This is a genomic window from Kitasatospora sp. RG8, assembly GCF_017813315.1.
Taxonomy (GTDB): domain Bacteria; phylum Actinomycetota; class Actinomycetes; order Streptomycetales; family Streptomycetaceae; genus Kitasatospora.
In genome coordinates this window covers 1-13093 of sequence record NZ_JAGIYX010000033.1, presented here as the reverse complement: position 1 = coordinate 13093, position 13093 = coordinate 1, and the positions used below count along the sequence as shown (strand labels likewise).

The 13093-nt window shown below is 73.7% G+C and carries 11 protein-coding genes and 1 pseudogene; 6 read left to right on the top strand and 6 right to left on the bottom strand.

Going from position 1 to position 13093, the window contains the following annotated elements; translation table 11 throughout:
• The first annotated feature begins 380 nt into the window (after positions 1-380).
• Together J5Y04_RS34400 and J5Y04_RS34395 are read left to right on the top strand one after the other, a co-directional pair.
• Positions 381-1208 (top strand): GNAT family N-acetyltransferase, encoded by an 828-nt coding sequence (locus J5Y04_RS34400; protein WP_209416468.1) that lies wholly within the window; start codon positions 381-383, stop codon positions 1206-1208.
• 194 nt (positions 1209-1402) lie between these two features.
• A complete protein-coding gene (locus J5Y04_RS34395; protein WP_209416467.1) occupies positions 1403-2314 on the top strand; it encodes a glutathione S-transferase C-terminal domain-containing protein in 912 nt (303 codons plus the stop codon).
• A gap of 474 nt (positions 2315-2788) precedes the next feature.
• Here the strand turns inward: J5Y04_RS34395 and J5Y04_RS34390 are convergent, their stop codons facing one another.
• The 3 genes from J5Y04_RS34390 to J5Y04_RS34380 all read right to left on the bottom strand — a co-directional run bounded on the left by J5Y04_RS34390 (position 2789) and on the right by J5Y04_RS34380 (position 5390).
• Positions 2789-3826 carry an esterase family protein gene (locus J5Y04_RS34390; protein ID WP_209416466.1) on the bottom strand — a complete coding sequence of 346 codons (1038 nt, stop codon included), beginning with the start codon at positions 3824-3826 and terminating at the stop codon, positions 2789-2791.
• A 375-nt stretch (positions 3827-4201) separates the two neighbouring features.
• Positions 4202-4405, bottom strand: a complete 204-nt coding sequence (locus J5Y04_RS34385; RefSeq protein WP_209416465.1) for a hypothetical protein — start codon at positions 4403-4405, stop codon at positions 4202-4204.
• A gap of 250 nt (positions 4406-4655) precedes the next feature.
• A complete protein-coding gene (locus J5Y04_RS34380; protein ID WP_209416519.1) occupies positions 4656-5390 on the bottom strand; it encodes a dienelactone hydrolase family protein in 735 nt (244 codons plus the stop codon).
• Positions 5391-5501: 111 nt separating this feature from the next.
• Here J5Y04_RS34380 and J5Y04_RS34375 point away from each other — a divergent pair, with 111 nt between their 5' ends.
• Positions 5502-5984 (top strand): MarR family winged helix-turn-helix transcriptional regulator, encoded by a 483-nt coding sequence (locus J5Y04_RS34375; protein WP_209416464.1) that lies wholly within the window; start codon positions 5502-5504, stop codon positions 5982-5984.
• A 276-nt stretch (positions 5985-6260) separates the two neighbouring features.
• Here J5Y04_RS34375 and J5Y04_RS34370 read toward each other — a convergent pair whose 3' ends face one another.
• Positions 6261-6872 (bottom strand): CGNR zinc finger domain-containing protein, encoded by a 612-nt coding sequence (locus J5Y04_RS34370; protein WP_209416463.1) that lies wholly within the window; start codon positions 6870-6872, stop codon positions 6261-6263.
• A 104-nt stretch (positions 6873-6976) separates the two neighbouring features.
• Between J5Y04_RS34370 and J5Y04_RS34365 the strand changes: the two genes are divergently transcribed.
• On the top strand, positions 6977-7825 hold the full coding sequence (locus J5Y04_RS34365) for an SDR family NAD(P)-dependent oxidoreductase (protein WP_209416462.1): 849 nt from the start codon (positions 6977-6979) through the stop codon (positions 7823-7825).
• Between the two features lie 418 nt (positions 7826-8243).
• Here the strand turns inward: J5Y04_RS34365 and J5Y04_RS34360 are convergent, their stop codons facing one another.
• Positions 8244-9194: an NAD-dependent epimerase/dehydratase family protein gene (locus J5Y04_RS34360; RefSeq protein WP_209416461.1), complete on the bottom strand. Its 951-nt coding sequence runs from the start codon at positions 9192-9194 to the stop codon at positions 8244-8246.
• Between the two features lie 115 nt (positions 9195-9309).
• Positions 9310-10461, bottom strand: coding sequence for a TIGR03617 family F420-dependent LLM class oxidoreductase (locus J5Y04_RS34355; protein ID WP_307853449.1), 1152 nt, complete (start codon positions 10459-10461; stop codon positions 9310-9312).
• A gap of 248 nt (positions 10462-10709) precedes the next feature.
• Here J5Y04_RS34355 and J5Y04_RS34350 point away from each other — a divergent pair, with 248 nt between their 5' ends.
• Both J5Y04_RS34350 and J5Y04_RS34345 read left to right on the top strand, forming a co-directional pair.
• Positions 10710-11597: a BTAD domain-containing putative transcriptional regulator gene (locus J5Y04_RS34350; RefSeq protein WP_209416460.1), complete on the top strand. Its 888-nt coding sequence runs from the start codon at positions 10710-10712 to the stop codon at positions 11595-11597.
• Positions 11598-11906: 309 nt separating this feature from the next.
• Positions 11907-13093 (top strand): annotated as a pseudogene (locus J5Y04_RS34345) (hypothetical protein); the annotation flags it as partial.

Sequence of the window (13093 nt, the reverse complement as noted above, 5' to 3'; positions counted from 1 at the left end):
CGGATGCGAAACGGACGGGCGATGCACGTACGCCAACTGCGGGACGGACGGGTGGTCTTCGGGCGCCCGTCGCTGTCGCGCGCGGCGTTCCGCCCCTCGTCCGGTGCCCTCCGTGCGGCCGTCGGTGCCGGGGCCGGTGGTTCCCGTCTGGTGCGTCGCCGTTGGATCGACGGGGTTGGTTCTCCGACCGGCCTCTGTCGCCCGTAACGGCCCGCACCTACTCCGTCACGCGTTCCCGCCGGGCCTGGCGATCCCGCCTCCGGGGCCCTCGTGCCCCCGGGTGTGCCCGGCGGCCCGCCCCGTCGTGGCCGGTTCCGGCCGAGGTCGGCGGCGTCGCGGCCCATGGCACCGAGAAGATCGAGATCGAGGAACGGTTTCGCATGCCCCAACAGCCCGTGCTCACTGCGGACAGTGCCGCCGACAGCGCCACTGACAGCGCCACTGGCAGTGCCACCGACGGCGCCGAAGACGGCACTCCCGACAGCGCCAGTACCAGTGCCGAGGACGGCTCCGCGCCCCCGCACCCCCTGGATAATCCGGTCCGTGCCGCGCTGCTCGGCCCGCACGCCCACTTCGCCGAGCGGCGCGGAGACGTCCTGCGCTACCCGGCCGACGTCTCGCCGTTCGTGGCCCTCCCGGACCGGCCCGACCGGGAGGCCTGGCGGAACGTGGCGGCGCTCTGCGGGCCGGGCACCGTCCTCGGTGCCACCGGCTCCCTGAGTGCGCTGCCGGCCGACTGGGAGGTCCTCATGCAGGCGCCGGGCGTCCAGCTGGTGGACGACGGTGTCCAGGCCGCGCCCGACGAGGAGGCCGTCCGGCTGGGCCCCGCCGACGTGCCCGAGATGCTGGCCCTGGTGGAACACGCCCGGCCGGGCCCGTTCCTGCCCCGCACCGTCGAACTCGGTGGCTACCTGGGCATCCGGCGTGGCGGCGTGCTGGTCGCGATGGCCGGGGAACGCCTGCGTCCGCCGGGTTGGACCGAGATCAGCGCAGTCTGCACGGCCGAGTCCCACCGTGGTCAGGGGCTCGGATCGCGGCTCGTCCTGGCGGTCGCGGCCGGGATCCGTGAGCGCGGCGACACGCCGTTCCTGCACACCTCCGCCGGCAACGCCACGGCGATCCGGCTCTACGAGTCGCTGGGGTTCCGGCTGCGCCGGAAGGTCACCTTCCTGGGCCTGCGCGTCCCCGGCGGTGGGCGCGGCGCCTGACCGCGGCCCGTCGGCCTAACAGTCGGCCGGCCGGAGGCCCACCGGCCGGCCGACGGCTCCGCTCCCGCCTGCCCGTACCGGCTCCGCTCCCGTTCGCGCCGGCTGCTCCGCGTCCGCCCGTGCGGACCCGCGTCCGGTGGTGCGGCACCGGAGCACCGCAATCGCACCGTTCGATCCCGTCCGAGGAGTTCGATGTGAGTCAGAACGTGCAGTACGCCGGCCCGGCCGACACCACCGTCCACGGGGAGTACCGGATCACCCGGGCTCCCGGCGACGAGCGTCCGCTCTACCGCTTCACCGGGCGGATCACCGCCGACGGAAGCAGTGGCTTCCGGGCCGAGCCCGGTCGCTACCACGTCTACGCGGGCTGGTTCTGCCCCTGGGCGCAGCGGGTCACCCTCCAGGTGGCGCTGAACGGGCTGGAGGACGTCGTCTCGGTCTCGTACGTCGACGGCAGGCGCGACGCCCGGGGCTGGGCCTTCCGGGAGACCCACGGGCCGGACCCGGTCAACGGCTTCGCCCTGCTCCGCGAGGCGTACGAGCGGACCGAGCCGGGTTTCGACGGGCACGTCTCGGTGCCGACACTCTGGGACCGTCGGAGCGGCCGGGTCGTGAGCAACGACTTCACCACCCTGGGCATCGACCTGGCGACGCAGTTCGGCCGGTGGGGCAACGGCGCCGACACCTACCCGGAGGACCTGCGGGCCGAGATCGACGCGCTCGACGCCCGGCTGGGCCCGGCCGTCAACCACGGTGCGGGCGCCGCGGCGGGCACCGGTGAGGCCGCGCTCGCGGCCCGTGCCACGCTGCTGGAGACCTTCGCGGAGCTCGACGGACGGCTGGCGACCCGCCGCTACCTGCTGGGCGACCGGCTGACCGAGGCGGACGTGCGGCTGTGGGTGACGCTGGTCCGCTACGACGCCAGGACCAACCACGACCGCGCCGTCAACCCCGGTCTCGCCGTCTACCCCCACCTGTGGGCCTACGCCCGTGACCTGTACCGGCAGAAGGCCTTCAAGAGCACCACGGACTTCTCCACCTTCACCGCGCCGGGCGCCGATGTGCCCGACTGGCACGCCCCGGTGGAGCGGCCGACGGTCCGCTGAGGCCGCGGCGCGGCGCGGCGCCGCCCGCGCGGTGGCCCCGTCCTCCCGGTCCGCCCGCGGCGGGGCCTTCGTCCGCCTGCCGTTTGGGGCCTGGCCCGGCTGCGGCTTGGAGTTCCCGTCCGCCCGCGGCGAGGCCTCGTCCGCCTGCCGCGTGGGGTTCCCGTCCGGCAGGCGGACGAGGCCTGTCGCGGTCCGCGTCGGGGGTCGTCCGCCTCCGAGTCGGGCCGGCGAATGCTGCACGGTAGCGTTACGTGGATGTGGCATGTACGCTGCGTGTCGCTGGTTGAACACCATGCGGGCCTGGATGCCACTCCGTGGGGGGAGTCACGTCCAGGCCCGGTCGCCGGCCGGGGCCCGGTTGCGCTCGTGGGGGAGCTGCAGCCGGGCCCGCTGGCGGGCTACCGTCGTTATGCCCGGCCAGAAGCTGTTTCAGTCATGCCAACTGCCGGACAATGCTGCGGCGGTGATCGGCCGTCAGTCGGAGGTGGGTCCGGCCATGTTCTGGGTGAGCCACTCCAGGGTGTTCGGGATCATCTTCTTGAAGTCCGAGGTGAGGTGCTGACCGCCGGGCTGCTCGTAGTAGTCGATCTTGAGCGGCGGGGCGGCCTTGGCGACCCAGTCCTTGACCAGCTTGACCTCCGGCGGGGTGCCGCCGGCCGCGGTGGCGAGCATCCGCACGTCGGCCTTGCCCTGCGAGACCATGGCGTTCGGGCTGTTGGCCTGGCGTTCGGTCTCGTGGCCCTTCCAGAGCGGTGAGTCGGGGGCCCAGTAGCCGTCGACCGGTACGGCGACCTTGAACGTCTCGGGGTGCTGGAGGGCGAGCTTGGCGCTGCAGAAGGCGCCGGTGGACGCGCCCATCACGCCCCAGCCGTCCCGGCTCTTCAGGGTCCGGAAGTTGGCCCGGACGAAGGCGGGAATATCCTCCGCCATCCAGGTGCCCATCTTGGGCTGGCCGGGGATGTCACTGCACTCCAGCGCCTTGTGCTCGTCGGGGTCCAGGTTCTGCACAGGCATGATCATGATGAACGGATGGGCCTTGCCGGCCTTCGTCATCTCCACGTCGGCCGCCTGGATGGGCAACTGGTTGTCCGTGTAGGTGTTGTAGCCCGCGCTCTGGCCGCCCGAGTAGAGGATGATCACCGGGAATCCGGTCTTCGCGTACTTGGGGTCGTTGTACTCGGGCGGCAGCCAGACCCAGACCTTTCCCGAGACGCCGGACTTCGCGCCGGTCAGGGTGGTCACGGTGATCGGCCCGGCGGTGGTGTCCCTGGCCTTGGTGAACGTCGTGGCCGGACCGGTGGGCATGGCGACCTTGCCGCCGGCCGGGGCCGCGGGCGCGCCGGGAGTGCCGGACGCCGCGCCGGCGGCGGCCGGGCTGTTGGTGGTTTCGGCACCCTTTGCCACGTCGCCTCTGCCGTCGTCGCCGCCGCTACAGGCGGCCAGCGAGGTGGCCAGGACGAGCGCGGCGGCGCCCGTCAGGAGAGCGCGAGGGCGAGGGGACGGCGGTTGCACGGTGAGAACTCTCCGACCAGTGTGTCGTCCGGCCCGCGGAGCCGGACGGCGGCCCCCGGGCGGGACCGGCACGTGACCGGGGGTGTCCGGACCTGCGTACCCCCGGGGCGCGCGCCGGCCCGGCTGGGTCGGCGCAACATTGTGTGATCTTAGGACGTGATCACGGGCCGACCGGTTGCACTCCCGGCCTCGGGGCCGTCGATCGCCTCGCAACGGCGTTCGGCGGTGCGCGCGGCGGGTGCGGGTGCGTGTCCGTCCGGGCGCACTACTGCCCTGCCCGCGTCCGGGCCGCGCCGTGCACGGCCGTGCAGGATGGGGCAGGGCGGCCCGGCGCAGGCCGGCGAGGAGCGGGGGCCGGTGCCCGGTGTCGCGGTGCTACCCGCTGTTCTCGCCGTCGTCCTCGTCCGGGGCGACCGCCGCCAGGCTCCCGTAGAGGTCGTCATCGCCACCGTAGGCCGCTCCGGGCTCCGGTCTGTCGGCGGCTCTCGTCGACCGGCCCGCGAACAGGTCGTCGGGCGCGCCTTCCCTCATCTCGGACAGGGGGCCTGCGGGCCTCTCCCGTTCCTTGTCACCGGTCATCGGATGCTCCAACCCGCTGCTGATCCGGATGCGGACGATCCTACTCCGGGGGCCTCGGCTGTCTCCAGGGCCGTTTCGAGGGCCGTTCCGGGTGCCACCTCCTCCGCGGCCGGCCCGCGGGGCGGGCGCCGGGTGCCCGGCGAACGCCTCCCGGGGCGGGGCTCCGGGCGCCGGTGCGCGCCGGCCCGCGTCCGGAGCTGCCCGCGCCCGGAGCTGCCCGCGCCCGGTCGTGGATTCCCGGGCCGCAGCCTCAGTCCTCGGCCAGGGTGCGGCCGAGGAGGGGGAGCAGACGGTCCCAGTGAAGCCGCAGTGCGGAGGGGTTGAAGGCGTCCGTGTCGGACATGGTGAAGCCGTGGACGGTGCCGGGGTAGATCTCGGAGGTGTAGCCGACACCTGCGACATCCAGGGCCCGGTTGAGCTCGCCGAGGGCCTCGGGCGTGAGGTCCGTCTCGGCGTGGCCGAAGTGGGCCTCGGCGGTGAGGCGGTGCAGGCTGTCGGGCCCGTCGGCGCCCACGGGGCCGTGGAACGCGGCGACGGCCGCCACCCGACCGGGGTTGGCCACGGCGGTGCGCATCGCCAGGAGGCCGCCGATGCAGTAGCCGGTCACCGCGACCGGTCCGGGGCCGACCTCGGGCTGGGCGGCGAGGAACCCGAGGTAGGCGTCGGCGTCGCTCAGGGTGCGTTCGGCGGTGTGCGCCTTGATCAGGGGCATCAGCCGGGTGACGGCCGAGGACCGGGCCTCCTCTCCGATGTGCGCGGGAAGCTCGATCAGCGGTGCCGGGCCGTGCCGGTAGAAGAAGTTGGGGACGAGTACGTAGTACCCGTGTCCGGCCAGTTCGCGGGCCATCTCCCGCAGGGCGGGCCGGAGGCCGAAGGCGTCCGCGTACATCAGCACCCCCGGGTGCCGGCCGCCGTGGTCGGGGAAGGCGGCGAAGGCGTCGGCCTGGCCGTCCGTGGTGGGAATCTGCAACGTCTTGGTGGGAATAGCGGTTCTTCCTTCCTCGGAGACTGCCAAAAACGTTTGTCGCACTAACGTTTTCAGCATGCGTGAACGTACATCGTTAGTCCGACTAACGCAATGACTAGGATGGGCGCCATGAGCAGAGCCGAAGCCGTGGAGATGCCCGACGACGGCGCGCGCAGTACGCCGGACAGGCTGCGTCGACGGGTGAGCCGGCTGTTGTCGCAGCTGACCGTGCGGTCGGACCGGCTGATCAACGAAGGGCTGGCCCGGGTCGACGTCCGCAAGTGGCACTACGCCGTGCTGGCCTCGCTGCAGGAGTACGGGCCGGGCAGCCAGGCGGAGCTGAGCCGGCGCACCGGCATCTACCGCAGCGACCTGGTCGGAGTGCTCAACGAACTGGCCGATCGTGGCCTCGTCGAGCGGGTGCCGGATCCCGATGACCGGCGACGCAACATCATCACGATCTCCGCCCTGGGCCGCCGCCGCCTGCCCGGCCTCGACAAGGTCCTGGACGACCTCCACGATGAACTGCTCGCGCCGCTGAGCCCGGCCGAATGTGACCAGCTCGTGCAGCTGCTCACCCGCTTGCTGGACCACCACACCCGGGCCTCCTGACGCCGCGCAGCGGCAGCCGAGGTCCAGGGAGCCCGGAGCGCCGTCGCCGCCCTCCGGCGGGGGCGAGGCGGGGAGCAGCCCGGCGCGGCACTCGTCCAGGACGGATAACGGAACGGGGAACGGGGGGAACGGGCCGGGGGGCGGGGCAGGGCCGGGGCGGCGGCGGGCGGTGGGGCTCACTGAAGAAACTCGCACGATCGCCGTCAGGCCCCCTGGGCTCGTCGACGACGTCCTCGGTGCTGCCGCCGCGGAAGGCTCCGTGATGGCGGCGCGGCCTCACGCCTGGGGCGGCGTCCGACTCTCCTGGCGCTGCCGCCGGCGGTAGTTGCGCATGGACACCTGGGAGCCGCAGCCGGGACTGCAGTACAGCCCTCCCCCGTTGCGGGTGCGGTCGAAGAAGCCGAAATGGCACGGGGGGTTCCGGCACGCCTTGATGCGCCCCCAGTCGCTGCTCTGGGCGAAGGTCGTCACCGCAGCCAGTACGGTTCCGAACACGCGCTCCACCCCCGCCTGCTGCGACGCCAGCTCGACGCCACCGGCCGTGACCACCGTCGCCAGAGGGTAGAGCGACCCCGCGCGCCGCAGGTGCCGCTCGGCACGCTGCAGCGGCTCGCCCAGGCTCTCCTCGTCGCCCGAGTGCGCGAGCAGCACGGTCACCAGGGCATCGCGCAGCTCGCGCGCGGCCGCGGCATCAGCGTCGGTCGCCACGGTTTCGCCGCCGAACTCGTCGTACTCCGCCAGCCACGCCGCGAACGAGTGCCCATCCCCGAACGCCTCCCGCCGACCGGACCCGTCCGCGCGCGTGTTCACGAACGCGAGCACGGTCTCCACCGCCGGTGTGACGGCGCGCGGGCTGAGTTTGGGAGATCCGGCTGTCGCACTGCTCATGCCCTCACCCTACATCAGCAGGAAGAGGCACTAATCCGTCTAACGGGCAACCTGGGGCGCCATCTGGCTTGACTCGTTGCGCTCTAACTCATTACGTTCGCAACATGAACGGAACATCCACTCAGCAGACCCACCCCCGCACATGGCTGATCACCGGCGCGACGTCCGGCATCGGCCGCGAACTGACGCTCCAGGCGCTGGAGAGTGGCGACGTCGTCGCGGCGCTCGCCCGCGACACCGCTTCCCTGGGCGAACTGACCGAAGTGCACGGCGAGCGCCTGCTCCTCATCCAGGCGGACGTGCGTGACGAGCAGGCCGTCCGGGAAGCGGTGGAGCGCACGCTCGCACGGTTCGGCCGTATCGACGTGGTGGCCAACAACGCCGGCTACGGACTGTTCGGAGCCGTCGAGGAGGCCTCCGACGCGCAGGTCCGCGCCGTGTTCGACACCAACGTCTTCGGGGTGCTCAACGTGCTCCGCGCGACGTTGCCGGTGCTCCGCGCCCAGCGATCCGGGCACATCCTCCAGGGCTCGTCCGTCTACGGGCAGTCCGCCCACCCGGGCGTGGGGCTGCTGGCCGCGACCAAGCACGCGGTCGAGGGGCTGTCGGACGCGCTGGCGGCCGAGGTCGCACCGCTCGGCATCAAGGTCACGATCATCCAGCCCGGGCTGACCGCGACCCCCTTCCTGGCCAACCTCGATGTCGCGGACGGCCTGGCCGACTACGACCGGACCGTCCGCGAGGTTCAGAAAGGCATCGGAGAGTTGCCGGCATCCGCGTTCTCCTCCGCGGCGCGGATCGCCGCAGGCATCCGGACCGCGGTCGACAGCCCCAATCCTCCGCTGCGCCTGGCGCTCGGCACCTCCGGAGCCGCGGGCATGCGCGCCGCATTGGAGGCACGCATCGCAGACCTGGACGGCTGCAAGCGGGTGACCGACGCCGTCGACAGCTAATCGCAAGTCCCGCCGGGGGCCGCGGCGCTGATGGCCGCGGTGCCCTCGGCGGCGTGGTCCGCGTGGGCCCGGCAGGCCGGGAAGTGATCTTGTTTCGGGCGGGAACCGACCCCTCGGAGGTTCCGCGTCACCGCAGGCCGACGAATCGTGTCGGTTTCGCAGATCCTCATCGGCGTGACGGCGGGCCCGGCGTCAGGCGCCAGGCCCGCCGTCACGTTCAGCACTGAGGCCGCTTGCCGTGATTGGCCCGGTGGTTCCGGCGGCTCTTCTTCTTCCGGCGTCGCTTCGACGACATGGGCTGCTCCTCTACGGGTTGCCCCCGGTCCAACGTCTCACATCGCTGCCGGGCCGTCTCGTCGGCGACGAGCGGGGGCGGGCGCCCGCAGCCCCGGCCCCCGTTTTCGCCCCCGCCCCCGGCTCATGCGCCCGTCGTCGCGGCGGACGTCCGCCCGCGCCACCACGCGACCGTCGCCCCGAACTGCTCCCCGAGCGGGGTGGCGCGCACGGTGAAGGCGGACTCGTAGGCGGACGAGTCCATCACGAACGGCCGGTCGAACTGGTAACGGACCTCCCGCAGCTCGCGGAGCAGGGGAGAGAACAGCGAGGCGAGGCCCAGGACGGCCGGCGACAGCCGCCGTACCGCGACCGGTCCCGTCTTCGCCTCCGTGGCCAGCCCGTCGACCATCTCCCGGCACGACAGCGGGGGGACCGTGGGCACGTGCCAGGCCCGCCCCCAGGCCCGTTCCTCACCTGCGACCTCGACCAACGCCCGGGCCACGTCCGGAAGGTACGTCCAGCTGTGCGGCGTGTCCGGGTCGCCGAGGACCGTGACGGACTTGCCGTTCAGCAGGCGCGGCACGACCCGTGAGGAGAGGTGACCGCCGTCGGTCACGCCGGGGCCGAAGAAGTCCGAGGCGCGGACCTCGACCGCCCTGATGCGGCCCTCCTCGTGCAGCGTCCGAGCCTGCTCCCAGACCGCGGCCCGGACCCGCCCCTTCGGGCCGGCCGCCGCGAGCGGCAGGTCCTCGGTGATGGGCCCGTCCACCGGGCCGTAGCCGTAGAGGTTGCCCAGACCGACCAGGACGGCCCCGCTCGCCTCCGCCGCCGCGCAGACCGCGGAGGCCAGCGCCGGCCACTCGGCCGTCCAGCGGTGGAGGGGCGGCGCACCGCAGCTGTAGATCGCGGCGGCGCCGACCGCGGCCTCGATCAGCCGGCCGGCGTCCGCCGCGTCCAGTGCCACGTGCTCGATGCCGGGCTCCGGCGCCCGTCCCGACCTGGTGACAACACGTACCGAATGCCCCTGCTCGGCCAGCAGCCGAGCGGTGGCCGCCCCCGCGGGCCCGTATCCCACAACCACATGAAGACTCACCGTCACAGCCTAGTCGGGGCCCTGGAGGCCGGTGACACGGGCATGGTGACGGGCTGTCGGTCCGGTGGCCGCCTCCTCGGCGGCCCCGCGGTCGGCCGTGACGCCGGCCCCGCCGTCACGGCCGACCGCGGGGCCGGTCCAGGGCGCGGACCGCGGCGAGGACGTCCAGGCCGAGGCCCGGGTCGGCGTCCTCCGGGAGGCTGACGGAGATGCGGGTGACCAGGCCGGCGTACCGGCGGTGGATCTCGCGGGCGACCTCGTCCACCGGGCCGGTGACCGCGAAGGCGTCCAGCACCTCGTCGTCGACCAGCGCGGCCATCTCCTGCCACCGGCCCCGTACCGACAGGTGGTGCAGCTGCTCCTGGAGGTCCTCCCAGCCGTGCCGGGCCAGCACGGGGCGGTAGGCGGGCGTGGAGGCGTAGAAGGCCAGCCGCTCGCGCACGGCGGCCAGGTTGGCGTTCAGCTCCTCCTCCGTCCGGCCGGTGGCGGTGAGCACGTTGGCGGTGATCTCGAAGGGGCGGTCGGTCCAGGCGGCGCCCTGCGCCTCGGCGTCGGCCCGGGCCTCGGTCAGGCCGGGCAGCACCTGTTCGGTGAGGTAGGCGACCGAGGTGAACGGGTGGCTGAGGAACCCGTCGGCCACCGCCCCGGCGGTGCGGGTCATGAGCGGGCCGACGCCTGCCAGCAGGATGCGGGGCGGGCCGGAGGGGACCGGGTCGGGGGAGAACACCGGGGTCATCACGGTGTGCGTGTAGAAGTCACCGCGGAAGCGCAGCCGTTCACCGGTCTGCCAGCTGTGCCAGATCGCCCGCACCGCGTGGACGTACTCGCGCATCCGGGCGGCCGGGCGGTCCCAGGGCATCCCGAAGCGCTTCTCGACGTGCGGCTTGACCTGCGAGCCGAGGCCGATGACGGCGCGCCCTCCGGAGGCCGCGTGCAGGCCCCAGGCCTGGTAGGCCAGCGTCATCGGGGTGCGGGCGAAGGCGACCGCGATGCCGGTGGCCAGCTCGATCGTGCTGGTCCGGTCGGCGGCGCGGGCCAGCTGGAGGAACGGGTCGTAGGCGGTCTCGGCGACCACCAGCCGGTCCATGCCCCGGAGTTCGGCCCGCTCGGCGGCGTCGAGGATCCCCGCGGGGTGCCCGGACGCCTGGGCGTCGATCCCGAGGGCGGCGCGCGGGCGGTCCGGCAGGCGCCCGGGCACCTGTCCGGGCGGGTGCTCCGTCGGGCGGGTCGGCGCGTGGTCCGGTGACTGGTTCGGCGGGCGGTTCACGGCGGGTACTCCTGGCGGGGGCGGGCGGTGCCTGCGTAGCCTCCCACGTCCCGCCCGGTGCGGGCACCGGGCGGGACGTGGGAGGCGCGGACGGGACGGCCGGCGTGTGCGCCGTCACCCGAAAGGGTTGAGTCGGCGGCCGGGACGCCCGGCGGGGGCGGAAGTGGTGTCCGAACGGTGCGGATCCCGGTGGAGGATGGCGGCAGCGCAGGTGAAGCCGCGACCGAGGCGAGTGCGAGGGCGGGCCCATGGAGAAGCCGCAGGACCACTGGGAACTCCGGCTGTTCGACGGGTTCGAGCTGCGGTCCGGGGCCGAGCGGCTGGTGCTGCCGCTGAACAGCCAACGCCTCATCGCGCTGCTGGCACTGCGCGTGACCACCACCCGGGGGCAGGCCGGCGGGATCCTCTGGCCGGAGGCGCCCGAGCGGCAGGCGGGCGGGCGGCTGCGGACCACCCTCTGGCGGGTCCGGAGCACCGGGCCGGCGATCGTGGAGCGTCGCGGCGGCCAGCTGTCGCTCGCCGCCGGGGTGGACGTCGACGTCCGCACCTGGCTGCGCAGTGCCCGGCAGGCGCTCGACGGGCAGGGTCCGGCCGGCCCCCTGGACGCCCGGACGGTGCCGCTGGTGGGCGACCTGCTGCCGGGGTGGTACGAGGACTGGGTGCTGGTGGAGCGCGAACGGCTGCGCCAGCTCCAGCTGCACGCCCTGGAGGAGGTGTCCGCGCAGCTGCTCGGGCAGGGGCGGCACGCCGCGGCGCTGGAGGCGGCGCTGAGCGTCCTGCACCTCGATCCGATCAGGGAGAGCGCGCACCGGGCGGTGATCGCCGTCCACCTGGCGGAGGGCAACCTCGGGGAGGCCCGGCGGCAGTCCGAGGCGTGCCGGGCGATCCTGCTGCGCGAGCTCGGGGTGGGGCCGTCGCCGCTGCTGCGGGCCCTGCTGGACGGCGCGGAGGACGCGGGGCACCGGCAGGCGGGAGCGGCGCCGCTGGCGGGCGCGTTGTCCCAGGCGGGTGCGGTGACCCCGCCGGGTGCGGTGACCCCGCCGGGTGCGGTGACCCCGTCGGGCGCGGGCGGGACCGGCGTGCCGGGTGGCGTGCCCGTGGCGCGTTCGCCGGAGCGGCCGCGGGCGGACCGCTGAGCGGGTGCCGCAGGCCCGCAGCCGGCGACCCTCCGGCCTCGTCCGGCACCGTCCGGCCACCGTCCGGTCTCGTTCCGGGCTGCCGCAGGCAGATCGTCGGCGTCCCCGGGCTGCTGGTGTCCTCGGCTCTCCGGCGTTCTCGGCGTCCGACGTCCTCGGCTCTCCGGCGTCCTCCGCCGGTGGGAATCGACTGATCGAGTGGTTTGAGCGGGGCGGCACCCATGTCGCGGTCAGTGGTGACGGCGCGGTGACACCCCGGTGACGTGAAGTCTGTGACCGTACGACCCTCTGCTGCGAGAGGGGGCGGTCATGACTGCCGAGCTGAAGTATCCCGGGGTGTACGTCGAGGAGATCCCGAGCGGAGTGCGCACCATCACCGGCGTCGCCACGTCGGTGACCGCGTTCGTCGGGCGGGCTTCGCGCGGGCCGGTGCACGAGCCCGTCGTCGTCTTCGGCTTCGAGGAGTTCGCCCGGCGGTTCGGCGGGCTCTGGCGCGACAGCACCCTCGGCTACGCCGTGCAGGACTTCTTCGCCAACGGCGGCGGTCAGGCGGTCGTCGTCCGGCTGGCCGACAGCACGACGACGCCCGCGCGGTTCGGGGTCGGCGGGCTGCCCCTGGTCGCGGTCGACCCCGGCACCTGGGGCGTCTCCCTCCGGGCGGTGGTCGACAAGAACGCCACCGACCAGCAGGTCGCCGACGAGCTGAAGGTGCCCAAGGACTCGCTGTTCAACCTGACCGTCCGGGAGTCGGCCCCGGGTGGGCGCACCGAGACCTTCCACAACCTCTCCACCGGGCAGAACGCCCGCAACGTCGTCAGTGTGCTGGCGGCGCAGTCCGCACTGGTCAGGGTCGACGGGAACCTGCCCGGCGGCACACCGTCCGCGGACCAGGACCGGCTGGGCAAGGCCGAGGCGGACGTCGGCAGGGCGCGGGCCGGCTACCAGCAGGGGACGGTCACCAAGGACGTGCTGGACGCCGCGGAACAGGCCCTGCGCAAGGCCGTCGACGACGCGCTCGCCGCCGTGAGCGACGGAGCGGCGCTGACCGCGGCGGACTTCCTGCCGCAGCACGGCGAGGCCGACCACACCGGCCTGTACGCCCTCGACCACGCGGACCTCTTCAACCTGCTCTGCATCCCGCCGCACAAGCGGGAGAACGGCGACATCGAGCCGGGGCTGCTCTCGGCCGCGCTGGCCTACTGCAAGAAGCGTCGCGCGGTGCTCCTGGTCGACCCGCGGGACGACTGGAAGGACCCGATCCAGCAGCCCGAGACGTGGCTCGCCCCGATCGACGGCCCGCGCGAGAACGCCGCGGCCTTCTTCCCCCGGCTGCGCCGGGCCGATCCCGAACAGAGCGGCCGGATCCTCGACTTCGCGCCGTGTGGTGCGGTGGCGGGGGTGTTGGCGCGGACGGATGCGGTGCGTGGGGTGTGGAAGGCGGGGGCGGGGCTGGAGGCGGGTTTGGTGGGGGTGCCGGATTTGGCGGTGCGGTTGTC

Coding starts and splice junctions, on each gene's coding strand:
- J5Y04_RS34400 (WP_209416468.1), top strand. CDS start 381: ATGCCCCAACAGCCCGTGCTCACTGCGGACAGTGCCGCCGACAGCGCC.
- J5Y04_RS34385 (WP_209416465.1), bottom strand. CDS start 4,405: ATGACCGGTGACAAGGAACGGGAGAGGCCCGCAGGCCCCCTGTCCGAG.
- J5Y04_RS34375 (WP_209416464.1), top strand. CDS start 5,502: ATGAGCAGAGCCGAAGCCGTGGAGATGCCCGACGACGGCGCGCGCAGT.
- J5Y04_RS34370 (WP_209416463.1), bottom strand. CDS start 6,872: ATGAGCAGTGCGACAGCCGGATCTCCCAAACTCAGCCCGCGCGCCGTC.
- J5Y04_RS34365 (WP_209416462.1), top strand. CDS start 6,977: ATGAACGGAACATCCACTCAGCAGACCCACCCCCGCACATGGCTGATC.
- J5Y04_RS34350 (WP_209416460.1), top strand. CDS start 10,710: ATGGAGAAGCCGCAGGACCACTGGGAACTCCGGCTGTTCGACGGGTTC.